Annotated in this window: 26 protein-coding genes and 1 pseudogene; 8 read left to right on the top strand and 19 right to left on the bottom strand. The window is 61.9% G+C overall.

Annotation, left to right across the window (positions count from 1 at the left end; all coding sequences use genetic code 11):
- Positions 1 to 9: 9 nt before the first annotated feature.
- The 5 genes from pdxH to purB all read right to left on the bottom strand — a co-directional run bounded on the left by pdxH (position 10) and on the right by purB (position 4,386).
- The gene (pdxH, locus tag HFRIS_RS02900) at positions 10 to 645 is read right to left on the bottom strand and encodes a pyridoxamine 5'-phosphate oxidase (protein ID WP_006461726.1); all 636 of its coding nucleotides are present in this window, start codon (positions 643 to 645) and stop codon (positions 10 to 12) included.
- 213 nt (positions 646 to 858) lie between these two features.
- Entirely contained in the window at positions 859 to 1,431 is a 573-nt protein-coding gene (locus HFRIS_RS02895) for a YceI family protein (RefSeq protein WP_006461725.1), read from the bottom strand.
- Between the two features lie 93 nt (positions 1,432 to 1,524).
- Positions 1,525 to 2,088 carry a YceI family protein gene (locus HFRIS_RS02890; RefSeq protein WP_006461724.1) on the bottom strand — a complete coding sequence of 188 codons (564 nt, stop codon included), beginning with the start codon at positions 2,086 to 2,088 and terminating at the stop codon, positions 1,525 to 1,527.
- Positions 2,089 to 2,140: 52 nt separating this feature from the next.
- Positions 2,141 to 2,665 (bottom strand): cytochrome b, encoded by a 525-nt coding sequence (locus HFRIS_RS02885; protein ID WP_006461723.1) that lies wholly within the window; start codon positions 2,663 to 2,665, stop codon positions 2,141 to 2,143.
- Between the two features lie 353 nt (positions 2,666 to 3,018).
- Positions 3,019 to 4,386: an adenylosuccinate lyase gene (purB, locus tag HFRIS_RS02875; RefSeq protein ID WP_006461720.1), complete on the bottom strand. Its 1,368-nt coding sequence runs from the start codon at positions 4,384 to 4,386 to the stop codon at positions 3,019 to 3,021.
- A gap of 233 nt (positions 4,387 to 4,619) precedes the next feature.
- Here purB and HFRIS_RS02870 point away from each other — a divergent pair, with 233 nt between their 5' ends.
- Positions 4,620 to 5,234: a glutathione S-transferase family protein gene (locus tag HFRIS_RS02870; RefSeq protein WP_006461719.1), complete on the top strand. Its 615-nt coding sequence runs from the start codon at positions 4,620 to 4,622 to the stop codon at positions 5,232 to 5,234.
- Between the two features lie 101 nt (positions 5,235 to 5,335).
- Here the strand turns inward: HFRIS_RS02870 and bfr are convergent, their stop codons facing one another.
- From bfr to HFRIS_RS02825, 9 genes are all read right to left on the bottom strand, one after another.
- Positions 5,336 to 5,815: a bacterioferritin gene (gene bfr, locus HFRIS_RS02865; RefSeq protein WP_006461718.1), complete on the bottom strand. Its 480-nt coding sequence runs from the start codon at positions 5,813 to 5,815 to the stop codon at positions 5,336 to 5,338.
- A 268-nt stretch (positions 5,816 to 6,083) separates the two neighbouring features.
- A complete protein-coding gene (locus tag HFRIS_RS02860) occupies positions 6,084 to 6,500 on the bottom strand; it encodes an ExbD/TolR family protein (protein ID WP_006461717.1) in 417 nt (138 codons plus the stop codon).
- On the bottom strand, positions 6,500 to 7,231 hold the full coding sequence (locus HFRIS_RS02855; RefSeq protein ID WP_039874140.1) for a MotA/TolQ/ExbB proton channel family protein: 732 nt from the start codon (positions 7,229 to 7,231) through the stop codon (positions 6,500 to 6,502). The genes HFRIS_RS02860 and HFRIS_RS02855 overlap by 1 nt, the downstream gene beginning before the upstream one ends.
- A 121-nt stretch (positions 7,232 to 7,352) precedes the next feature.
- Positions 7,353 to 8,051: an energy transducer TonB gene (locus HFRIS_RS02850; RefSeq protein WP_039874138.1), complete on the bottom strand. Its 699-nt coding sequence runs from the start codon at positions 8,049 to 8,051 to the stop codon at positions 7,353 to 7,355.
- 9 nt (positions 8,052 to 8,060) lie between these two features.
- A complete protein-coding gene (locus HFRIS_RS02845) occupies positions 8,061 to 8,288 on the bottom strand; it encodes a (2Fe-2S)-binding protein (protein ID WP_006461714.1) in 228 nt (75 codons plus the stop codon).
- A 30-nt stretch (positions 8,289 to 8,318) separates the two neighbouring features.
- Positions 8,319 to 8,642, bottom strand: coding sequence for a hypothetical protein (locus tag HFRIS_RS02840; protein ID WP_006461713.1), 324 nt, complete (start codon positions 8,640 to 8,642; stop codon positions 8,319 to 8,321).
- 95 nt (positions 8,643 to 8,737) lie between these two features.
- Complete coding sequence (gene hemP, locus HFRIS_RS02835; RefSeq protein ID WP_006461712.1) at positions 8,738 to 8,926, bottom strand: hemin uptake protein HemP; 189 nt, start codon at positions 8,924 to 8,926, stop codon at positions 8,738 to 8,740.
- Between the two features lie 219 nt (positions 8,927 to 9,145).
- Positions 9,146 to 10,252 (bottom strand): tRNA 2-thiouridine(34) synthase MnmA, encoded by a 1,107-nt coding sequence (gene mnmA, locus HFRIS_RS02830; RefSeq protein WP_039874133.1) that lies wholly within the window; start codon positions 10,250 to 10,252, stop codon positions 9,146 to 9,148.
- A gap of 39 nt (positions 10,253 to 10,291) precedes the next feature.
- Entirely contained in the window at positions 10,292 to 10,783 is a 492-nt protein-coding gene (locus tag HFRIS_RS02825; protein ID WP_006461710.1) for an NUDIX hydrolase, read from the bottom strand.
- A 166-nt stretch (positions 10,784 to 10,949) separates the two neighbouring features.
- Here HFRIS_RS02825 and HFRIS_RS02820 point away from each other — a divergent pair, with 166 nt between their 5' ends.
- The 5 genes from HFRIS_RS02820 (at position 10,950) to HFRIS_RS02800 (ending at position 15,027) form a co-directional block, all read left to right on the top strand.
- A complete protein-coding gene (locus HFRIS_RS02820) occupies positions 10,950 to 12,065 on the top strand; it encodes a Re/Si-specific NAD(P)(+) transhydrogenase subunit alpha (RefSeq protein ID WP_006461709.1) in 1,116 nt (371 codons plus the stop codon).
- A gap of 90 nt (positions 12,066 to 12,155) precedes the next feature.
- Positions 12,156 to 12,518 carry an aspartate 1-decarboxylase gene (panD, locus tag HFRIS_RS02815; RefSeq protein WP_006461708.1) on the top strand — a complete coding sequence of 121 codons (363 nt, stop codon included), beginning with the start codon at positions 12,156 to 12,158 and terminating at the stop codon, positions 12,516 to 12,518.
- 62 nt (positions 12,519 to 12,580) lie between these two features.
- Positions 12,581 to 12,895, top strand: coding sequence for an NAD(P) transhydrogenase subunit alpha part 2 (locus HFRIS_RS02810; protein ID WP_006461707.1), 315 nt, complete (start codon positions 12,581 to 12,583; stop codon positions 12,893 to 12,895).
- On the top strand, positions 12,892 to 14,331 hold the full coding sequence (locus HFRIS_RS02805) for an NAD(P)(+) transhydrogenase (Re/Si-specific) subunit beta (protein WP_006461706.1): 1,440 nt from the start codon (positions 12,892 to 12,894) through the stop codon (positions 14,329 to 14,331). The genes HFRIS_RS02810 and HFRIS_RS02805 overlap by 4 nt, the downstream gene beginning before the upstream one ends.
- Before the next feature lie 180 nt (positions 14,332 to 14,511).
- A complete protein-coding gene (locus tag HFRIS_RS02800; RefSeq protein ID WP_209442996.1) occupies positions 14,512 to 15,027 on the top strand; it encodes a hypothetical protein in 516 nt (171 codons plus the stop codon).
- An 89-nt stretch (positions 15,028 to 15,116) separates the two neighbouring features.
- Here the strand turns inward: HFRIS_RS02800 and upp are convergent, their stop codons facing one another.
- The 5 genes from upp to HFRIS_RS02775 form a co-directional block, all read right to left on the bottom strand.
- Entirely contained in the window at positions 15,117 to 15,764 is a 648-nt protein-coding gene (gene upp, locus HFRIS_RS02795) for a uracil phosphoribosyltransferase (RefSeq protein ID WP_006461705.1), read from the bottom strand.
- Between the two features lie 111 nt (positions 15,765 to 15,875).
- On the bottom strand, positions 15,876 to 17,024 hold the full coding sequence (locus HFRIS_RS02790; RefSeq protein WP_006461704.1) for an FAD-dependent monooxygenase: 1,149 nt from the start codon (positions 17,022 to 17,024) through the stop codon (positions 15,876 to 15,878).
- A 130-nt stretch (positions 17,025 to 17,154) separates the two neighbouring features.
- Positions 17,155 to 18,501, bottom strand: coding sequence for an aminopeptidase P N-terminal domain-containing protein (locus tag HFRIS_RS02785; RefSeq protein ID WP_006461703.1), 1,347 nt, complete (start codon positions 18,499 to 18,501; stop codon positions 17,155 to 17,157).
- Positions 18,498 to 19,214, bottom strand: a complete 717-nt coding sequence (gene murU / locus HFRIS_RS02780) for an N-acetylmuramate alpha-1-phosphate uridylyltransferase MurU (RefSeq protein WP_006461702.1) — start codon at positions 19,212 to 19,214, stop codon at positions 18,498 to 18,500. Before murU ends, HFRIS_RS02785 begins: the two co-directional genes overlap by 4 nt.
- Positions 19,215 to 19,224: 10 nt before the next feature.
- Positions 19,225 to 20,256 (bottom strand): aminoglycoside phosphotransferase family protein, encoded by a 1,032-nt coding sequence (locus HFRIS_RS02775; RefSeq protein WP_006461701.1) that lies wholly within the window; start codon positions 20,254 to 20,256, stop codon positions 19,225 to 19,227.
- A 97-nt stretch (positions 20,257 to 20,353) separates the two neighbouring features.
- On the opposite strand from HFRIS_RS02775, the gene HFRIS_RS02770 reads away from it, so the two are divergent.
- Both HFRIS_RS02770 and HFRIS_RS02765 read left to right on the top strand, forming a co-directional pair.
- Positions 20,354 to 22,639, top strand: coding sequence for an LPS-assembly protein LptD (locus tag HFRIS_RS02770; protein ID WP_039874126.1), 2,286 nt, complete (start codon positions 20,354 to 20,356; stop codon positions 22,637 to 22,639).
- A 25-nt stretch (positions 22,640 to 22,664) separates the two neighbouring features.
- Positions 22,665 to 22,916, top strand: a pseudogene (locus HFRIS_RS02765) (molecular chaperone SurA); the annotation flags it as partial.

Below are 22,916 nucleotides of genomic sequence, written 5' to 3'. Positions count from 1 at the left end.
CTACTTCCCTCAGGGCTGCAGGCGCTGCCGCTGCCATTGCCCGTTGGCATCACGCGTGTAGAGCACGCGGTCGTGCAGGCGGGAGGGGCGGCCTTGCCAAAATTCGATGCGATCGGGAATGACACGGTAGCCGCCCCAGTGCTCCGGGCGGGATGGATGCTCCCCGAATTGCTGCTTGGTTGTTTCGTATTGCTGTTCCAGCGTCTCGCGGTCGGCCACGGTACGGCTCTGCTGCGATGCAATCGCACCGAGCTGGCTGGCCAAGGGGCGACTGTAGAAGTAAGCGTCACTTTCTTCCTTGGTAACGCGTTCGATCTTTCCTTCGATGCGAACCTGGCGTTCCAGTTCTACCCAGTGAAACAGCAAGGCCACGTAAGGCTGGGCGGCGACGTCGACGCCTTTGCGGCTGTCGTAGTTGGTAAACCAGGTAAAGCCCTGCTGGTCGAACTGCTTGATCAGCACGATGCGCGACGAGGGGCGTCCATCGGCCCCGACCGTGGCCACGCTCATGGCGTTGGGCTCGGGGATCTGCGCTCGGGTCGCCTCATCGAACCAGATCGCGAACTGGTCGATCGGGTCGGCGGCGGTATCGAGCTCGGACAAGCTGGCGCGGCTGTAGTCTTTACGTAGGTCTGCTAACGACATGCTACTTGCTCCTTGGGGAACGGCGCTTAGATTAGCGCGTTTTAAAAAGTTTTGCAGGGCAGCAAAACGGCGAATGCGAGCCATTGTGCGGCGTTGCGGCAAATTGCTCCATGATCGCAAGCAAGCCGCACAAACAAAAAAGCCGATGCATTATCGCATCGGCTTTTGCTTGCTTCCTGCTGCAGAGCTTCACCTCTGCGCTGGAAAAGCGAATCAGTTGGTCTTGATCGCTTCGACCTGGATGGCCAGCTTGGTCTCGGTGGAGAAACCATACTTGGCGCCGTAGTCGATACCGAAGTCGGCGCGGTTGAAGGTGGCCGAGGCGTCGCCGCCGCAGACTTCGCGCTTGAGCATCGGGTGCTGGATGCAGGTGAACTTGTTCAGGGTCAGGGTGACCGGCTTGGTGACGCCATGCAGGGTCAGGTTGCCTTCCACGGTGGCCGGCTTGTCGCCGTTGAACTTGATTGTGCCCTTGTACTCGGCGGTCGGATACTTGGCGACGTCGAACATATCGGCGCTCTTGGCGTGATCGTTCATCTTGCTCATGCCGAAGTCGATGGAGGCGGTGTCCACGATGATGTCGACGGTACCGGTCTTGGCAGCGCGATCCAGGGTCACGGTGCCGCTGGTCTTGTCGAACTTGCCGCGCCAGATCGACACGCCCATGTGGTCAGCTTCGAAGCTGGGATAGGTGTGGCTGGGATCGATGCTGTAGGTGTCGGCAGCGTTGGCGGAAACGGCGGCGCCAGCGGCGACCAGGGCGAGCAGGAGGTGGTTCAGTTTCATGTGATTCGATTCCTTGTTGAGAGAAAAAAGCGCTGGGGGAAGCCCGCTGCGAGGCGGTGCGACATGGCGCGGAGCTGCTGTTTTATTGTTGGCTTACTGTGCGACGATGTGGAACTTGATCGTGACTTCATCGGCCACCATGCCGGTGTCCTTCCATTCGCCTTCGCCGATGTTGTAGGTCAGGCGCTTGATGGGCAGGGTACCGTCGAAGACCTGGGTACTGCCTTCCTTCTTCACGGTCAGGGGGAAGGAGACGTCGGTGCTCTTGCCCTTGATGGTCAGCTTGCCGGCCACGTCAAACTTGCCGCTGCCGGCCGGCTTGATGCTGCTGGTGACAAAAGTGGCCTTGGGGAACTGCGCGGCGTTGAACCATTCCTTCTTCAGCACTTCCTTGTTGTACTCAGGCTCGCCCAGGTCGAAGCTGGCGACGTCGATCTCCACCGAAGCCTTGCCTTCGGCCGGCTTGGCGGCATCGAAATCGATGGTGGCGGTGAACTTCTTGAACTTGGCGTCCACCGGGACGTTGAGCTGCTTGAAGGTGGCGGTCACGGCGCTCTTGGCGGCATCCACTTTTAACGGAGCCGCTTGTGCAGCCAATGTGAAGGAAGCGGCAGCCAGGGCCAGCAGGGAGGGGCGAATGAAGCGGGAGAGGGTCATGTCGGGTTCCGTGTAAAAACGAGCAAGATATGAAGAATCATGCGATGCAGGTTCAGGGCAGCATGCGCTTGAAGATATTGTCACGATCGATGAACTGGTGCTTCAGCGCGGCCAGCACGTGCAGCGCGAAGGCCGCCAGCAGCGTCATGTTGAGCCAGTAATGGGTGGCCTTGAGCAGTGGCTTGAGTTCGGGATTGGGCGCGATCAGCACCGGCAGCGGCACCACGCCCAGGTAGACCACCGGCACGCCGGCGGCCAGGCTGTAGAGATAGCCGGAAACAGGAATGGCGAACATCAGCACGTACAGGCCCAGGTGCAGGCCATGGGCAGCCGATTGCTGCCATTGCGGCATGTTGCGCGGGTAGGCCGGTGCCTTGTGCGTGAGGCGCCACAGCAAGCGCACGCAGACCAGGGCCAGGACGGTCACACCCAGCCACTTGTGCCAGGAAAAATACTTCAGTTTGGTCGGCGTCAGGCCAGGAATGTCGACCATGGTCAGGCCCAGCCCGAAGGCGGAAATGATCAGCAGGGCAATCAGCCAGTGCAGCAGTACGGCGGGTTTGGTGTAGCGATCCATAGGGCAGGCAGAAGTTGGTGGCGGTTGGAGCGGCTAGCTCTGCAATGGTTCTGCAGGGCGGGCAGTTCGTTCTTGCGTCGGGGGAAGTGTTCGGCATGAAGTCTTCAATGCGAAGTCTTCACGAGATGCGCGGTGCCAAGGCCTTGCATTCCCGGCGGCAAGGGATGATGCCACTCTTTTTGACGCTGATGAGTATAAAGAGCTTTGGCTACTCGCATTACTGGTCGAAATGGTACTTCAGCCATCCGGTTTTGCGAGTAATCAGTTTTGCTTCAGTTTATTCTCTGCGCAAATGAAAAATGGCGCACATTGCTGTGCGCCATTCCAAAGGCGGGCGAGCGGGACTGGCAGGATCAGATGGTCTTGGCCAGTTCCACGGCGGTGCCGATGTAGTTGGCCGGGGTCATGGCCAGCAGATGGTCCTTGGCCTCTTGGGGGATGGCCAGGCCGTTGATGAAGTCACGCAGCGCATCCTTGGAAATACCCTTGCCGCGGGTCAGTTCCTTCAGTTGTTCATACGGATTCTCGATGCCATAACGACGCATCACGGTCTGTACCGGCTCGGCCAGCACTTCCCAGGTGGCGTCGAGGTCGTCGGCCAGACGTTGCGGGTTCACTTCCAGCTTGTTCAGGCCGCGCAGGCAGCTATCGTAGGCCAGCACGGTATAACCGAAGCCCACGCCGATGTTGCGCAGCACGGTGGAGTCGGTCAGGTCGCGCTGCCAGCGCGAGACCGGCAGCTTTTCGGCGAGGTGCTTCAACACGGCGTTGGCCATGCCCAGGTTGCCTTCGGAGTTCTCGAAGTCGATCGGGTTGACCTTGTGCGGCATGGTCGAGGAACCGATTTCGCCAGCCTTGGTGCGTTGCTTGAAGTAGCCCAGGGAGATGTAGCCCCAGATGTCGCGGTTCAGATCCAGCAGGATGGTATTGGTACGGGCGACGGCATCGAACAGTTCGGCCATGTAGTCATGCGGCTCGATCTGGATGGTGTAGGGATTGAAGACCAGGCCCAGGCGCTGTTCCACCACCTGCTTGGAGAAGGCGGCCCAGTCGGTCTGCGGGTAGGCCGAGAGGTGGGCGTTGTAGTTGCCCACGGCGCCATTCATCTTGCCCAGGATCTCGACGGCGGCGATGCGCTTGGCAGCGCGTTGCAGGCGTGCCACGACGTTGGCCACTTCCTTGCCCAGGGTGGTGGGGCTGGCCGGCTGGCCGTGGGTACGCGAGAGCATCGGCACGGCGGCGTGCTCGTGCGCCAGTTCGGTCAGGCGGGCGATCACGGCTTGCAGTGAGGGCAGCACGACGGTGTCGCGGGCGGCCTTCAACATCATGCCGTGCGAGGTGTTGTTGATGTCTTCGGAGGTGCAGGCGAAGTGGATGAATTCGGAGGCGGCCACCAGCTCCGGCACATCCTTCACTTTTTCCTTGAGCCAGTATTCGACCGCCTTCACGTCGTGGTTGGTGACGGCTTCGATTTCCTTGATGCGGGCGGCGTCGGCCTCGGTGAAGTCGGCGGCCAGTTTGTCCAGCAAGGCGCGCGCCTCGGCGGAGAACGGCTTGATCTCGGCAAAGCCGGCCTCCGACAGGGCTTGCAGCCAGGCAATCTCGACCTTCACGCGATGGTGCATGAAGCCCGCTTCGGAGAGCAGCGGACGCAGTTTATCGGTCTTGGAGGCGTAGCGGCCGTCCAGCGGGGACAGGGCCGAGAGAGCAGAGAGGGACATGATGGAAACGGATGAGATGCGTTGACTGAAGATTGGCGAGTTTTCAGAGGCATTTGCCTAAAAACCCGAATCGCCCGAGGCCGGCATTTTACCATCCGCGCGCTGGGCAGCCCAGTTTTCCGGCCAGCACGCGTTGTTGGCCGACCGTTGCTTTCCGTCCCAGGCATTACTCTTCACGATTTTGCCAAGAAATGCGAATGTTATAATCGACTCAGATCATTACTCCACTTGCTATGCTAAAACTCATCGGCTCCAATGCCAGTCCCTTCGTGCGCAAGGTGCGCGTCGTGATGGCTGAAAAAAAGATCGATTACGAATTCATCCTGGAAGATGTCTGGAGCGCATCGACCACCATCCAAGAAAACAATCCGCTGGGCAAGGTGCCTTGCCTGCTGATGGATGACGGTGGCGCCATGTTCGACTCCCGCGTGATCGTCGAGTATCTCGATACCCTGACCCCTGTGGGCAAGCTGCTGCCCCCCAATGGTCGCGAACGCGCCGAGATCAAGTGCTGGGAAGCGCTGGCGGACGGCATGCTGGATGCTGCCGTGCTGGTGCGCCTGGAAAAGACCATGCGGCCGACCAAGCAGCAGAGCCCGGAATGGATCAAGCGCCAGTGGAGCAAGGTCGAGGCCTCGCTCAAGGCAATGGCCGAGGGTCTGGGCGAAAAGCCTTTCTGCGTGGGCAATCATTACACCCTGGCCGATGTGGCGGTCTGCTGTGCACTGGGCTGGCTGAGCTTCCGCTTCCCGGATCAGGCCTGGCGCGATGACTATCCGCAACTGGCGCGCCTGTTCGACAAGGTGTCGGAGCGGGTGTCGTTCAAGGATACGGTGCCGCACCTCTGAGGCTGTCCCTGCTGTAGGGGACAAGGTCCACAGAACAAGGTCAACAAAAAAGCGCGCTCAACCGAGCGCGCTTTTTGTTTGTCTGCCTGGGCAGTGCAGCTTTATTCGCTGGCCGGCGACATCTGGCTTTGCAGGTAATTCTGGATGCCGACCTTGTCGATCAGGTCCAGCTGGGTTTCCAGCCAGTCGATGTGTTCTTCGGTGTCGTCCAGGATCATCTGGAACAGTTCACGGGAGACATAGTCGCCATGCTGTTCGCAGGTGGCGATGCCTTCCTTGACGGTCTTGTGGGCGGCCTGTTCCAGCTTCAGGTCGCATTCGATCATTTCCTTGGTGTTTTCACCGATCATCAGCTTGTGCAGCGCCTGCAGGTTGGGCAGGCCGTCCAGCATCAGGATGCGGTCGATCAGCTTGTCGGCATGCTTCATTTCGCCGATGGATTCGGCGTATTCCTTGGCGCCGATCTTGTCCAGACCCCAGTGCTTGTACATGCGGGCATGCAGGAAATACTGGTTGATGGCGGTAAGTTCGTTGGTCAGCTGGGCATTGAGCAACTTGATGACTGCGGGATCGCCTTTCATGGGCACCTCGAAAAAATGGGGGATTGAAGGGGGAGCCGCGTTTGCTGGGGGGCGGATGGCTGCCTGGCCACGGCGTTGACGGACGGATCATAGCGCAGCCGTTTCCAATCTTCATCATTAATTAGCGCGAATCATTCTTGCCTTTGTTGCTGCGAGTGAATGAAAACGAAAAAACCTCCGTCGGCGGGCGAGGGAGGTTTTTCCGGCCATCCCTTGGGATGGACATCGGACGACCGGCAGGCGGTCGCATCGCGGCTTGTTTCGCGGCTTACTTTTTCTCGGGATCCGTCACGAAACCGATCTTGGCGAGACCGCCCGATTGCGCGGCCGCCATGACCTGCGCCACCTTTTCGTACTGGGTGGTGCGTTCGGCGCGCAGGTGCAGTTCGGGCTGCGGTTGCTTCTGGGCCGCCACGGCAATGCGCGCACCCAGCTCGCTGCTGTCGATCTTTTCTTCGTTCCAGAAGACGTTGCCGGTCGCGTCGATGGACAGGTTGATGCTTTCCGGCTTGACCTGGTCAGGCTGGCTGCTGGCCTTGGGCAGGTCGATCTTGACCGCGTGGTTCATCACCGGGATGGTGATGATGAAGATGATCAGCAGCACCAGCATCACGTCCACCAGCGGGGTGGTGTTGATCTCCGGATTGAAGTCGTCGTCCGAATCGGACAGGGAACCCATTGCCATCATGCCCTCCCGACGGCGGTCAGCTTGGCCTTGCCACCATTGGGCTGGCCATCTTCATCGGCGGCGCGGGCACCGGTGACGAACAGGGCATGCAGGTCGAAGCCGAACTTGTTGAGCTTGGCGATGGTGGTCTTGTTGCCGCGTACCAGGGCGTTGTAGCCAAAGGTGGCGGGAATGGCCACGGCCAGGCCGAGTGCGGTCATGATCAGGGCTTCGCCCACGGGGCCGGCGACCTTGTCGATGCTGGCCTGGCCGGTGGTACCGATGGACACCAGCGCGTGATAGATGCCCCAGACGGTACCGAACAGACCCACGAACGGAGCGGTGGAACCGACCGAAGCCAGCACGGCCATGCCGGTCTGCAGCTTGCCGGAGGCTTCGTCGATGGCCTGGCGCAGCGACAGGGTGACCCAGTCGCTCACCGACAGCTGGTCATGCAGGTGGCCCTTGTGGGCGGTGTGGTGGCTCATGGCGGTGACGCCGGCGCGGGCGACATCGGCGAAGGGATTTTCCTGACCCAGGGTGGCCACGCCTTCAGGCAGGCTGGTGGTATCCCAGAACTGGTGGCCAGCGGCCGCCGAGGCCTTGCGGAAACGCAGCAGCTGCAGCGCCTTGGTGATGATCACGTACCACGATGCGATCGACATGGCCAGCAACAGGACGGCGACGCCCTTGGTCACGAAATCGCCTTGCGCCCAGAGGCTTTCCAATCCGTAGGGACTAACTTCCATGATATTTCCTTCTATTTGTGTCTATCAGATGAGGGGATGATGAAACGGATACGATGCCGGGCCAGGCCCGGCAAAATGCTGTCGATGTTGTCCAGTGCTGCGTGGTCCGCTATCAGCGGTCTCAGTTCAGGCGGAACGCCAGGCTGCCGACCGTGCTGACGGTGATGGCCTTGCCGTTCTCGATGTAGGGCTTGAACACGGCACGCATGATGGCCGTACGCGCGGCATCGTCCAGGCGGGAATAGCCTGAGGACTTGGTGATCTCCACCTTTTCCGCGCGGCCGCTGGTGTTGACGGTGACGCGGAACTCGACCACGCCTTCTTCACCCATGCGGCGCGAGACGCTGGGGTAGCTCGGATTCGGTTTCTCGATGTATTCGATGCCGGATGTGATCTGCTTGGGCAGGACCGGACCCGGTGGTGCGGCCGGTGCCGGGGTCGGCTCGGCGGCTGCCTGAGGCGCAGGCGTGGCCGGCTGCGGCGGTTGCGGTGGTGCGGTGATGCTGGTCGGGGTCGGGGTTTCCGTGACCGGAACCGGCTTGGGCGGCGCCACCACCTTCTTGACGATCTTCACCTGCTTGGGCGGGGCCGGCTCGGCCTTGGGAGGTGCCGGTTCAGGGGCCTTTTCCGGCACGATGAAGGTGGCGATGACTTCCTTGGGGACGGCATTGACGGCCTGCTTGACCAGGCCGCTTTGCAGCGCCCAGAAGAAAGCGATGTGCAACAGGATGATCAGGCCCAGCGGGCCGATCTTGCGTGCCTGGCGCAACAGGGCGCTGGGTGGGCTGACACTCATGAGAGACGGTGAAATGGCGTTCATTGATCTTGTTCAGGCGGCCGCGAAGGCGGGATGGAATACCACCGGACGGGCGCCCTGCTGTGTTTGTCGGGTATTGCTGAGACACTCGCGCAGGACATTCTTGGCGCAGGAATGGCACTTGCCGCAGCAAGTACCCACGCCGAGCTGCTTGCGCAACTCGGCCATGGACGTCATGCCTGCATCGACCGCCTGATGGATCTTGCCTTCGGAGATGTTGTTACAAACACATACGATCATTGTACGCCTTGCTGCCTGCTTCATCAGGCTCTATGCAGATCTCGCTCCTGCAACCATGCGCGAGAAGAAATTGAATTTTTCCGGCGGCGGCATCGTCCGTTCCACCACATGCGCCCATTGTTCCGACAACTGCTGGCAGGTCGCCCGCAGTACCGGCGCCAGGTTGGGCAATTCCGCCAGCGCTTTCAGGTGTCTTTCGATCACCGAGGCCAGCTTCACGCAGCTTTGCGTTTCCTGGCTGTTGTTGGCGGTGTAGTGCGACATCAGATGCAACACGGCGGACACCAGAAGTTCAGGTTGGGCCGGTGCGTTGTTGGGTTCCACAAATGCGGACGTCATGTTCTCGGTAACCATCAAACTCTCCTCGCTGGGCTAGCTTGGCTGGCGACGCGTCATGACGAACGACGCTGGCTGGCCTGTTTATCCACCTTCTCCTGAAGACGACCGGATCAGGCCGTCAGGATCAGCTTGTTCAATTGCGTCAGTCGCAGCTTGTAGATGCGACCGCCATGATCGATCTCCAGTTCGCGCATCTGACGGAACAGGTCCGTGCTCTTGATGCGGGTGATCGGAGTTCCGTTGGCGGTCGTGCCCGGCTTGTTGCGACGTTCCATGCTGTTGTCGTTCAGTTGGCTCATTACAATCACCTCCTATTAAATGCGAACAATTCTTATTTAGATTATTTGCCATTTGCGGCCGGATTGCAAGCCCTTTTATCGGTGTGATTGATAATTTTTATCATCTGGAGCCATCAGGCTGACAGTTCAAGGCCACCCATCGCCGAGATGTTGCCCAAAAGAAAGTGCCCCGAGGTGAAATCACCGTCGGGGCGTCAGAATGTTGATCTACAGGAATGTCTAGTCGGGCAATGCGCCAGTTTCGATGATGCCGCCACCCAGGCAGACGTCGCCGTCGTACAACACGGCGGATTGCCCCGGCGTGACGGCCCACTGGGCATTGTCGAAGGCGAGCGAGAAGCTGGCACCGGCGTCGCTGAAGCCACAGGGGACGTCAGCCTGGCGATAGCGCGTCTTGGCCGACAGCGCCGGCAGTTGCGGCGCGTGGCCAGCGACCCAGCTGACCTGGCCGGCCGAGAGCGTGGGCGACAGCAGCCAGGGGTGGTCATGGCCTTGCACGATGTAGAGGGTGTTGTTGTCCACATCCTTGCGCGCCACGTACCAGGCGTCGCCATGGCCGTCGGCATTCTGGTGCGCCTTCAGGCCGCCGATGCCGATGCCCTTGCGCTGGCCCAGCGTATAGAACGACAGGCCGACATGCTCGCCCACCGTCTGGCCATCGGCGGTCTTGATCGGCCCCGGCTTGTAGGAAAGGTAACGGTTGAGAAATTCGCGGAAGGGCCGCTCGCCGATGAAGCAGATACCGGTCGAATCCTTCTTTTTCGCATTGGGCAGTTGCAGTTGCTCGGCGATCTTGCGCACTTCGGTCTTGTGGATCTCCCCCAGCGGGAAGACGGTGCGCGAGAGCTGCTCCTGGTTCAGGCGATGCAGGAAGTAGCTTTGGTCCTTGCTGGCGTCCATCGCCTTGAGCAGCTGGAAGTCGCCCTGAGGACCCTGGCGTACGCGCGCATAGTGGCCGGTGGCGATCAGATCGGCGCCCAGCTTCATGGCGTGGTCCAGGAAGGCCTTGAACTTGATTTCGGCATTGCACAGCACGTCCGGGTTGGGTGTGCGTCCCGCCTGGTATTCGCGCAGGAATTCGGCGAAGACGCGGTCCTTGTATTCGGAGGCGAAGTTGACCGCCTCGATGTCCACCCCGACCACATCGGCCACGCTGACCGCGTCGATCCAGTCTTCGCGGGTGGAGCAATATTCCGAATCGTCGTCATCTTCCCAGTTCTTCATGAACAGGCCGATGACTTCATAACCCTGCTCCTTCAGCAGCCATGCCGAAACCGACGAATCCACGCCGCCCGACATGCCGATGACTACTCTTTTCTTGCTCATGTTGTTTCCGTTCTATGCGACAGGCAGCGCTGCTGTCGCTCAATGATCCGGCAAGTCCCCGATCGCGCTGGGATCGGTATGCACCAGCTCCAGCGGTGCCCGCTGGCCGCGCAGGTAGTCGTCCACGCAGCGCAGTACCAGCGGGCTGCGGTGGCGCTGGGCACAGGCCGCCAGTTCGTCGCGTGTCATCCAGAGGGCGCGCACGATGCCTTCATCCAGCGGTCGATCGAGTGCATCGCCGACCGTCCCGGCAAAGGCGAAGCGCAGGTACGTAACCGACATCCCGCCGCGGGAGGACGACACGTTGCGCGACAGGTAGGTGCCGACCAGAGCGGTAGGGCTGAACACGTGGGCTGATTCTTCCAGCGCCTCGCGCACCGCTGCCTCGATGAGCGACTCGCCCGGTTCCAGGTGCCCGGCCGGCTGGTTGATGCGCAGCCCGCCGGCGCTATGTTCTTCCACCATCAGGAAGCGGCCGTCGCGCTCGATGACGGCGGCGACGGTGACAGAGGGTTTCCAGACTTCAGACATTGATGACCTCGTGAATCCGGCATTCTACCCTGTCGGGGCCGACTCTTCAGCGCCAGCCCTCGCCACACAAGCGGCTGCGGCGGTTCTCATGGATCGGTAAATTACTTGGCCGACAAGGGCAGTCGTGTAAGATTGGGGCAAGAATCCACAAAAAAAGGAGCCAGGAATGAGGATAGCGATCCCCGCCGAAAGCCGGGACGGAGAAACCCGTGTCGCCGCCACCCCCGAAACCGTCAAGAAACTGGTGGCCGCCAGGCACGAGGTGATGGTCGAATCCGGGGCCGGGATCAAGTCCAGCATTCCTGACGAGGCCTATGTCGCCGTCGGCGCCAGCATCGGCAGTGCCGAGGCGGTCTACAGCGCCGAAATCCTGCTCAAGGTGCGGGCGCCCAGCCAGAGCGAGCGGGCCCGCATCACGCCAGGCACGGTGATCGTCGGCATGCTCAACCCCTTCGATGCCGACAACATCGCCGCCATGGCCGCCGCCGGGCTCACAGCCTTCGCCCTGGAGGCCGCGCCGCGTACCACGCGGGCGCAATCCATGGACGTGCTGTCTTCGCAGGCCAACATCGCCGGCTACAAGGCCGTGCTGATGGCGGCCAATACCTACCAGCGCTTCATGCCCATGCTCATGACTGCCGCCGGCACCGTCAAGGCCGCCCGCATGTTGATCATGGGTGCCGGCGTGGCCGGCCTGCAGGCCATTGCCACCGCCAAGCGCCTGGGTGCGGTGATCGAGGCTTCTGATGTACGTCCGGCCGTGAAGGAGCAGATCGAGTCGCTCGGCGCCAAATTCCTGGATGTTCCCTTCCTGACCGACGAAGAGAAGGAAATCGCCCAGGGCGTGGGCGGCTATGCCCGCCCCATGCCACCGGACTGGATGAAGCGCCAGGCAGAACTGGTGCATGAACGTGCCAGACAGGCTGACATCATCATCACGACCGCCCTGATCCCCGGCCGCAAGGCACCGGTGCTCATCAGTGAAGAGACCGTCAAGGCCATGAAGCCCGGTTCGGTGATCCTGGACATGGCGGTCGACCAGGGGGGCAACTGCCCCTTGTCGGAACCCGGCAAGACCGTCATCAAGCACGGTGTGCACATCATCGGCGAAGGCAACCTGGCGGCCCTGGTGGCGGCCGATGCCTCGGCCCTGTATGCCCGCAACGTGCTGGACTTCCTGAAACTGATCATCGACGCCGAGGGCAAGCTGGTCATCAACCGGGAAGACGACATCGTCGCGGCCACACTGCTCTGCCAGGGCGGCGAAATCCTGCGCAAATGAATCTGCCGGCCCGGGGCGGCGGAAAACCCGGGCAATCCCGGCCCTTTAGCCGCAAATCATCACCCACGGAAACAAAGAAGGAAGAAGTACATGCAACGCATCATGCTGCGCGCGAAGATCCATCGCGCCTCGGTCACCCAGTGTGACCTGAACTACGAAGGCTCCTGCGGAATCGACGAAGACCTGCTGGAAGCGGCCGACATCCGCGAGTTCGAGAAGATCGAGCTCTACAACGTCAACAACGGCGAGCGCTTCTCCACCTATGCCATTCGTGGCAAGCGCGGCAGCGGCGAGATTTCGCTCAATGGCGCAGCTGCCCGCCTGGCGCATCTGGGTGACCTGCTGATCATCTGCACCTATGCGCCAATGAGCGATGAAGAAGTCGCCACCTACAAGCCCAAGGTCGTCTTCGTGGACGACAAGAACCGCATCACCAGCCTCAAAGCGATCTGACCCCTCACCAATAATCCGCACGGCCAGCCGCTTCGGCCGGTCGTGCCACAAGGAGGAACAACATGGAAGTCAGCCACACCATCATCAACCTGATCATCTTCGTGCTGGCCATCTATGTCGGCTACCACGTGGTCTGGACCGTCACTCCCGCCTTGCACACACCGCTCATGGCGGTGACCAATGCCATCTCGGCCATCATCATCATCGGCGCCATGCTGGCCGCAGGCCTGACCGAAGGCACGGTGGGCCGCATTGCCGGTACGCTGGCCGTGGCGCTGGCGGCGGTCAACGTGTTCGGCGGCTTCATGGTGACCCAGCGCATGCTGGAAATGTTCAAGAAGAAAGAGCCCAAGGCCAAGTCGGGAGAACAAGCATGAGCATGAATGTGGTGACCCTGTTGTACCTGATCGCATCGATCTGCTTCATCCAGGCGCTCAAAGGCCTGTCGCACCCGGCCACGGCACGACGCGGCAACAGCTTCGGTATCGCCGGCATGCTCATCGCGGTACTGACCACCCTGGCCCTGATCGTGAAGCTCAAGAGCGAGGGCGGCAATGCCTCCGGTGACATCGGCTACCTGCTGGTGGCGGCCGGCGTGATCGTGGGCGGCGGCATCGGCGCCTACCTGGCGCGCAGCGTCGAAATGACCAAGATGCCCGAACTGGTCGCGGCGATGCACTCGCTGATCGGCCTGGCGGCGGTCTGCATTGCGGTGGCGGCCGTGGCCGAACCCTGGGCGCTGGGCATTTCCGGCCATGGGCAAGCCATCCCGGTGGGCAACCGTGTGGAGCTCTTTATCGGTACCTTCGTTGGTGCCATCACTTTCTCGGGTTCGGTAATCGCCTTCGGCAAGCTCTCGGGCAAATACAAGTTCCGCCTGTTCCAGGGCGCCCCGGTCAACTTCTCCGGCCAGCACTTCCTGAACCTGCTGCTGGCGGTGGCGATGATCGGCTTCGGCATCATCTTCGTCCTCACGCAGAACTGGCTGCCCTTCATCATCATGGCCGCCATCGCCTTCGCCCTGGGCGTGCTGATCATCATCCCCATCGGTGGCGCCGACATGCCGGTGGTGGTCTCGATGCTCAACAGCTATTCCGGCTGGGCGGCAGCCGGCATCGGCTTTTCGCTGAACAATTCCATGCTCATCATCGCCGGTTCGCTGGTCGGCTCGTCCGGCGCGATCCTGTCCTACATCATGTGCAAGGCGATGAACCGCTCCTTCTTCAACGTGATCCTGGGCGGCTTTGGCGGTGAGGCCGCCGCCGCCGGTGGCGGCGCGCAGCAGCAGCGCAATGTCAAGTCCGGTTCGGCCGATGATGCGGCCTTCCTGATGGGCAATGCCGAGACCGTCATCATCGTGCCCGGCTACGGCCTGGCAGTGGCGCGCGCCCAGCATGCCCTGAAGGAATTGACCGAAAAGCTCACCCACAACGGCGTGACCGTGAAGTATGCAATCCACCCGGTAGCCGGTCGCATGCCCGGTCACATGAACGTGCTGCTGGCCGAGGCCGAAGTGCCCTACGACCAGGTCTTCGAGATGGAAGACATCAACAGCGAATTTTCCCAGGCCGATGTGGTACTGGTGCTGGGGGCCAACGACGTGGTCAACCCGGCCGCCAAGGACCCGAAGTCGCCGATCGCCGGCATGCCCATCCTGGAGGCCTACAAGGCCAAGACCGTGATCGTGAACAAGCGCTCCATGGCCGCCGGTTATGCCGGGCTGGACAACGAACTGTTCTACATGGACAAGACCATGATGGTCTTTGGCGATGCCAAGAAGGTCATCGAGGATATGGTCAAGGCGGTGGACTGATCGATGGCATAAACATCCCCGCGAATTTTTTGATCTTCCGACGGCTTGCACTAAAGTACATCTTGTACAATTTGCAAGCCGTATTAGCATGCTCAATTTCAGGGGCGCATGCCGCCGATCACCGTTCCGGCCCGGCAGTACGGCAAGACTGAATAGATCAAAAATCCAAGGGGAAAATCCATGATGAGAATGACGTTCACGACGCTCTGCGTCGTGTTGGTTTCCGGCTGCTCAACCATTACGCAAAGCGATACACAAACCGTGTCGGTAACGACCGTCTACCAGGACAAGCCGGTGGAAGCCGCCTGCATCCTCAGCAACGACAAAGGCTCCTGGACCGCGACCTCTCCTGCCAACGTGCAGGTTCGCAAATCCAACGAAGACCTGGACGTGGTCTGCAAGCGCAACGAAACTCCAGACGGTTTGCTCAAGGCAATATCGCGGGCTGCCGGTTCAATGTGGGGCAACATCATCTTCGGCGGTGGCATTGGCGCCATCGTCGACCACTCTCGTGGCAATGGATATGATTACCCCAGTCAGTTGCCGGTGAAGATGGGCGAGTCGGCTGTGGTCGACAAGAGGGTCAGCACTGAGCAGAACAAGGCGGTGCCTGCAACGCCAGTGCAGCCGACCCAGGCATCGGCTCCGGTGACCGCCAGCACCTCCGCACCAGCCAGCGGCGCTGCCGTCAAGTAATCCAGCGAAGCAAGAGGGGCCGCAGCATGCGGCCGTTCAGATGAATCGGCCCGCGTTTGCACGAACTGCAGCGCGGGCCGTTTTTATGCTCACTTGGTGCCGAAGATACGATCCCCTGCATCGCCCAGGCCCGGGACGATGTAGGCGTCCTCGTCCAGGTGAGAGTCCAGCGAGGCGACATAGAGCTTCACGTCTGGGTGCGCATCGGCGAAGACCTGCACGCCTTCCGGGGCGGCGACCAGTGCCACGAAGACGATGTGCGAAGCCGGCACGCCGCGCTTCTTCAGCGCATCGACGGCATAGACGGCGGAGTTGCCGGTGGCCACCATGGGGTCGCACAGGATCATGATGCGGTCCTGCAGGTCAGGTAGGCGCACCAGGTATTCCACCGGCAGGTGGTTCTCGTCACGGTAGACGCCGATGTGGCCCACGCGGGCCGAAGGAATCAGTTCCAGCAGGCCATCGCTCATGCCCACGCCAGCGCGCAGCACCGGCACCACGGCCAGCTTCTTGCCGGCGATCACCGGCGCCTCGTAGGTGACCAGCGGGGTCTCGATGGTCTCGGTGGTCAGCGGCAGATCACGCGTGATTTCATAACCCATCAGCAGCGTGATTTCGCGCAGCAGGTCGCGGAAGGTACGCGTGGAGGTGCGCTTGTCGCGCATGTGCGACAGCTTGTGCTGGATCAGCGGATGGTCGAGGATGAAGAGGTTCTTGAAGCGCGGGTCTTGTTTCATGGCAAATGCGTGTCTGCTAGGTGGGGCGGCTGGCGCCGCGAGTCAGCATTGTCGCATTTCCTGACCGCATGCGCGACGGACTGCTACCGCGCGTATGCAGCTTTATTCGCATCAGCGACGGCCGAACATCATCTGCCCGGTCAGCAGGGCGCGCGCACCGGGCAGCAGGTCGATGGCCCCCAGCGACAGGCCCAGCGCGGCCTGCAGCGGCGAGCCCTGGGGTGAGCCAGCGAAGATGCGCGCCATCAGGTCGGTCAGGCGGATGGTCAGGCCCCGGTCCTGGTCACGTTGGCGGTCGAAGGCCTGCAGCGCTTGCGGCGTGAGGTCACGGGCCAACACATCGGCCAGTACACGGGCGTCGCGCAGGCCCAGGTTCAGGCCCTGGCCGGCGACGGGATGCAGCGTCTGCGCGGCATTGCCGATGGCCACGACACGCCGGCCCTGGCCGGGGCGGGCGTTCAGGCCCAGCGGGAAGGCGTGGCGTGGGCTGATGCGGGTGAAGCGCCCGAGCCGCTCGCCGAAGGTACGCTGCAGGGCGGCCAGGAAGGCGGTGTCGTCCAGCGCCAGCAGCTGTTCGCCGGTGGCCGGACGGACACACCAGACCAAGGCATAGCCATCGTCCTGCGGCAGCAGCGCCAGCGGGCCTTCATCGGTGAAGCGCTCGAAGGCGCGGTGCGCGACGGGCTGGTCGGCATGCACATGGGCGATCACGCCCAGTTGCTGGTAGTCACGCTGCAGGGTCTTTTGCTGCTGCTCACCGAAGACGCCGCCCTCGGCCTGGATCACCAGTGCAGCGCGCAGCACCTGGCCGTCCTTGAGGGTGACGGCAACGTGGTCGTCCTCTTCGCTGATGTCCTGCGCCTCGGCCGGTCGCATCAGCGTCAATCCCAATGGCGCGATGGCGGTCGCCAGCGCCCGGTTGACTTCCCCGTAGCGGGCCACATAGCCCAGCGCTGGCAGGTCGTAGTCCTTGCGGTCCAGTAATGTGCGGCCGAAATGGCCGCGGCGCGAGACGTGGATCTGTTCGATGGCGGTGGCGCTGCGGCCGATGTCGTCCCAGGCGCCCAGTTCTTCCAGGATCTGGCGGCTGCCATAGGAAAGCGCGATGGTGCGTGGGTCGGTGGCGGCCTGCTCGGGCGTCTTCATGTCGATCAAGGCGATGCGCGCCGCAGGTCGCTGGCGACGTGCCAGCAGACCGGCCACGCTCTGGCCGACCGGGCCGCCACCACAGATGATCAGATCGAAATCGACGGGTTGCATGATGCCGGATGATGCCTTGGATGAAAGATTCGGGAAGGCGTCATTGTAGCGGAGCCACGGCGACCGGGCTTGATCCGGCGCATGCCGTGGCTTCCTGGGCGCGGGCATCGATGATACCGATGCCCACCGGTCAGCCCTGGCGCATCAGGGCTTCGATATCGTCGACCCGGGTGGGTACGCCGGTGGTCAGCAGCTCGCAGCCGGCGGGGGTGACATGGGCGTCATCCTCGATGCGGATACCGATGTTCCAGAACTGTTCTGGCACGCCTTCACCCGGACGCACATAGATGCCAGGTTCGATGGTCAGCACCATGCCCGCCTGTAGCGTACGCCAGGGTTTGCTGCCGTCGGCGGTGGCAGGATCGCGATAGTCGCCCACGTCATGCACATCCATACCCAGCCAGTGGCCGGTGCGGTGCATGTAGAACTGACGATAGTCGCCCTTTTCGATGACGTCCTCCAGCGAGCCGACCTTGCTCTTGTCCAGCAGGCCGGTGTCCAGCATGCCCTGCGCCAGTACGCGCACGGCGGCATCATGTCCGTCCATGAAACGCTTGCCCGGTGCGGTTTCGGCGATGGCGGCCGCCTGCGCGGCCAGCACGATCTCATACAGTGCCTTTTGCGGACCACTGAAGCGGCCGTTGGCCGGGAAGGTGCGGGTGATGTCGGAGGCGTAGCTGTCCAGTTCGCAGCCGGCGTCGATGAGTACCAGATCGCCGTCCTTGATCTCGGCGTCGCCGGCGCGATAGTGCAGCACGCAACTGTTGGCACCGGTGGCGACGATGGAGCCGTAGGCCGGATATTGCGAACCGTTGCGACGGAATTCGTGCAGCAGCTCGGCTTCCAGGTGGTATTCACGCAGACCGGGGCGGCAGATGCGCATGGCGCGGCAATGCGCCTCTGCGGAAATGACGCCGGCGCGCTTCATGAGGTCGATCTCGAAGGCGTCCTTGAACAGGCGCATGTCGTCCAGCAGCACGTTCACATCGACCACGGCACCCGGCGCCGACACGCCGCTGCGGGCCAGTGCACGCACGCCTTGCAGCCAGCGCTGCAATTGCGCATCACGCTTCTCGTCCTGGCCCAGTGCAAAGTAGACCGCGCGGGCGTCGGCCAGCAGGGCCGGCATGCTCTTGTCCAGTTCCTCGATGGGATGGGCGGCGTCCAGGGCGAACAGCTGCTGTGCGGCTTGCGGGCCGTGACGGTAGCCATCCCAGATCTCGCGTTCCAGGTTCTTGTCGCGGCAGAACAGGATGCTTCGGTTTTCCTTGCCGGCGACCAGCACCAGCATCGCCTCAGGTTCGGTGAAGCCGGTCAGGTAGTAGAAATAGCTGTCATGGCGATACGGATAGTCGGCATCGCGGTTGCGCATCACCTCGGGTGCGGTCGGGATGATGGCCACGCCCCCTCCGGCTTGTTGCAGGCTGGCGATCAGACGCGCCCGGCGGGCGGCGAAGGGAGTGGCGTCGAAGCTCATGGCGGGTTTCCTTGGGGCGGCTGGTTCAGTGCTTCCAGTTGTTCGATGGTACCGACGTTGTGCCACACGCCGCGATAGACGTCACCACCGATACGGCCTTGCGCCGCATACTCGCGCAGCAGCGGGCCAAGTTTGGCATGCTCGCCAGGGGTGATGCCATCGAACATCTGCGGGCGGTACACGCCAATGTTGGCGAAGGTCAGCTTGGGTTCACCGTCATTGGAGAGGGCAAAATTGTTCAGTGCGAAGTCGCCTGCGGGATGGAAGGGCGGATTCTTGACCAGATACAGCCAGGCTATGTCGCGTTTGTCTTCCGGCAGCGGATTGCCCCACGGGTCTTCGTCTTCCAGCACGCTCAGCAGTTCGGAGTAATCGAAGTGCGGGCACCAGATGTCGCCGGATACTGCAATGAAAGGCTCCTCGCCCAGCAGGTGGCGCGCCTGGGCGATGCCGCCTGCGGTTTCCAGCGCCGTGCCTTCGGCCGAGTAGCGCAATTGCGCACCGTAGCGGCTGCCGTCACCCAGGGTGTCTTCGATCATCTGCCCCAGATGGGCATGGTTGATGACGATCTCGGTGATGCCGGCGCGCACCAGCGACAGGATCTGCCAGACGATCAACGGCCGGCCGCGGACCTTCAACAGCGGCTTGGGGCAGGTATCGGTCAGCGGACGCATCCGCTCGCCGCGTCCGGCGGCGAAGATCATGGCTTTCATGGTCGGCGCCTCAGAAGGTGTAGCCGAACTTGGGTGCGTGTTCCTGTTCCAGCTTTTCGATCAGGCGCACCAGCGGGGTGAAGGCCACGTAGCGGCGCGCGGTCTTGAGGGTGTATTCCATCACCAGCGGGATGTCCTTCAGGTAGCCATCCTTGCCATCGCGGTGCCACAGACGGGCGAAGATGCCCAACACCTTCAGATGGCGCTGCAGGCCCATCCACTCGAAGTCACGGTAGAAACTGTCGATGTCGGGTGTCACTGGCAGGCCGGCGCGGCGCGCCTTTTCCCAGTAACGGATGGCCCAGTCCAGCACCATTTCCTCGTCCCACTGGATGTAGGCATCGCGCAGCAGCGAAACCAGGTCATAGGTGATGGGGCCATAGACCGCATCCTGGAAATCGAGGATGCCCGGATTGCCCTTGGGCATCACCATCAGGTTGCGCGAATGGTAGTCCCGATGCACATAGACCTGCGCTTGCGCCAGGTTGTTGGCCAGGATGGCGTCGAAGGTCTTGTCCAGTACCGCATTCTGCTCGTCGGTGAGCGTCACGCCCAGGTGCTTGCCGATATACCACTCGCGGAACAGTTCCAGCTCGCGCAGCAGCAGCGGCCGGTCATACTCTGGCAGCGCTTCGGGCTTGCTTTGCGCTTGTAAAAGTACCAGGGCCTCGATCGCGTCCATGTATAGTGCGTGCGCGCTATCGGCCGACAGTTGCGACAGGTAGGTGGTCGAACCCAGGTCCGAAAGCAGCAGGAAACCGCGTTCCGCATCCTGTGCCAACACCTTGGGCACGGTCACGCCGGTTTCGCCGAAGAGACTGGCGACCTTGACGAAGGGGCGCACGTCTTCCTGCGGCGGCGGGGCATCCATGGCGATGGCCGTGCCACCGTCCGCTGTATCCACGCGGAAATATCGGCGGAAACTGGCGTCGGCCGAGGCCGGGCGCAGGGAAGAGGGCAGCACGGGAGTGGCGGCCAGGGTAGCCAGCCAGGCTTGCAGTTCGGACAGGCGGGAATCGGGGTTTGAACCAGGTGAAGACATGAACTATCTGAGGAAATCGTTGGACGTGGTTGAGTTCCCATATAATAAGGGATTAACCCCAAAAAATCCGCCTGCACGGTATCTAGCCTCTCTTTTCATGATCCGGTTTTCCAAGTCTTTAACTGAACGTACTGTCAACTGGCGGCTGGCGCGTCTGTTTTCTTCGGCAATGGTGGTGGCTTCGGCCTCGGCCCTGTTGCCGCTTTCCGTGCACGCGCAGATGAGCCTGCCCACGGCCTCGCCAGCACCCACCCCGGCGCAGGACCAGGACGCCCCGGTCAATGTCAGTGCCGAGCAGATGACCGGCCGTCCGGATCGCCAGGTCAACCTCGATCGCGACGTCGAACTGGTCAAGGGCAGCACCACCATCAAGTCCGACAAGGCCGAATACCGCATCATCCAGGACGAGGTCGAAGCGACCGGGCACGTCTGGATGCAGCGCCTGCAGGACCAATACACGGGCGACTATGCCCAGATGAACATGGGCACCGGCGCGGGCTACGTGACCAAGCCGACTTATCTGCTGGGCAAGAACGGCGGACGCGGCAAGGCCGAACGCATCGATTTCATCTCCGACGATGAGGCGCAGGTGACCCGTGGCACCTACAGCACCTGCGAAGCCCCGGACCCGGACTGGTACCTGCGCGCCAATACCATGGACCTGGACAGCGGCCGTGACGAGGGCGTCATGCATGGCGGTCTGGTTTATTTCAAGGATGTGCCCATCCTGGGCGCACCCTGGATGTCGTTCCCCTTGTCGGGCGAGCGCAAGTCTGGTGTGTTGCCGCCCACCATCGGGATGACCACCAATGGTGGGGCCGAAGTCGCGGTACCCTATTACTTCAACCTGGCGCCCAACTATGATCTGACGCTGGTGCCGAAGTACATCGCCCGTCGCGGCCTGCAAATGGGGGCCGAAACCCGTTACATGGGCGATAGCTACAACGGTGTCGCCTATGTCGAGGGCATCCAGGACCGGGTTACAGGCACGGGGCGCTATTCGCTGTCCTCGATCCATAACCAGACCCTGGCCCCCGGCCTGCAGCTGGCGTGGAACCTGAACAAGGCTTCCGACAACGACTACCCATCCGATTTCGCGCATTCCATCACTGGTAGCACGCAGCGCCTGTTGCCGCGTAATGTCAGCCTCAGCTACAGCAGCACGTATTGGAACGTGACCGGCCTGGTCTCCAAGTACCAGTTGCTGCAGGACGTCAATGCCCCGATTTCCAAGCCCTATGACCGTGTACCGCAGCTGACTTTCAACGGTACCCGCTATGACGTCGGCGGCTTCGATTTCAATACGGTCGCCGAATTCACCCGTTTCAGCAGCGGCGACCTGGTCGGGGGCGATCGCAGCTATGTGACGCAGACCGTGTCGTATCCGATCATCCGTCCCGGCTACTTCATCACGCCCAAGGTGATCCTGGATGCCACGCAATACAGCCTGAACAACACTTCAGTTGGGCAGCCGACCACCTTCTCGCGTACCTTGCCGACCCTGTCGCTGGACTCGGGCATGATCTTCGAGCGTGAATCCAACCTGCTCGGCCGCAGCATGACGCAAACACTGGAACCGCGCCTGTTCTACGTACGTACGCCCTATCGCGATCAGTCACAATTCCCGGTCTTCGATTCCGGCCTGGCGGACTTCAACTTTGCCCAGATCTTCACCGAGAACCGCTTCGTCGGCCACGACCGTATCAGCGATGCCAACCAGCTGACCGCTGCCGTGACCTCCCGCCTGATCGAGGAGAACGGCCTGGAGCGCCTGCGCGCCGCAGTCGGTCAACGCTATTACTTCACCGACCCCAAGGTCGGCATCAGTGGCACCACGACCACGAACCTGGGCAGCAAGTCCGACCTGCTGCTGGCACTGGGTGGCCAGATCACGCGCGAATTCTCCACCGACAACACGGTGCAGTACAGCGAAACCCTGCGCCAGATGGTGCGTTCGACCTTCGGCATCCGCTGGCAGCCCGCCCCCAAGCGCGTGCTGAACCTGCAATACCGTCTCGACCGTACCTATATCAATCCCTACACCGGCGTGCTCGACCCGCTCAAGCAGGTGGACATCTCCGGTCAATGGCCCCTGACCCAGCGTATCTACGCCGTGGGCCGCATGAACTACTCCATCCCCGACCGCACCGTGGCCGAAGGCCTGGCCGGCTTCGAATACAAGGCCGATTGCTGGGTCTTCCGGGTGGTCGCGCAGCGCATCCCGACGTCTTCTACCAAGGCGTCCACGGGCTTCTTCATCCAGCTCGAACTCAACGGCTTCTCCAAGATCGGTTCCAACCCGATGGAGGCGATCAAGAGCAGCGTGCCCGGTTACCAGAACGTGAACCTGCCGGACTCCATGACCGGCAACAACAACTTCTAACCTTTTACGAACCAACGATTAGTCCATGCGTAATATGCGTACACCACACCTCGCAACAACCAAAACAGTGACCGCGCTGCTGTGCATGCTGGGCGTGATCAGCAATGCGCATGCGCAATTCGCGACGACCATCATCCCCGTGACACCGCCCGAGACCGCGGCCAGCACCCAGCAGGCTGCACCGGCCAAGGCGGTGTCCAAGCCCGCCACCAAGCCGGCTGCTGCCAAGCCGGCGGCGCCGGCCGCAGCACCTGCGGCAGCGGTGGCCACCCCGGCC

This window comes from Herbaspirillum frisingense GSF30, from assembly GCF_000300975.2.
GTDB lineage: Bacteria > Pseudomonadota > Gammaproteobacteria > Burkholderiales > Burkholderiaceae_D > Herbaspirillum > Herbaspirillum frisingense.
The sequence above is the reverse complement of the archived record's forward strand: the minus strand, read 5'-3'. Positions and strand labels throughout refer to the sequence as shown.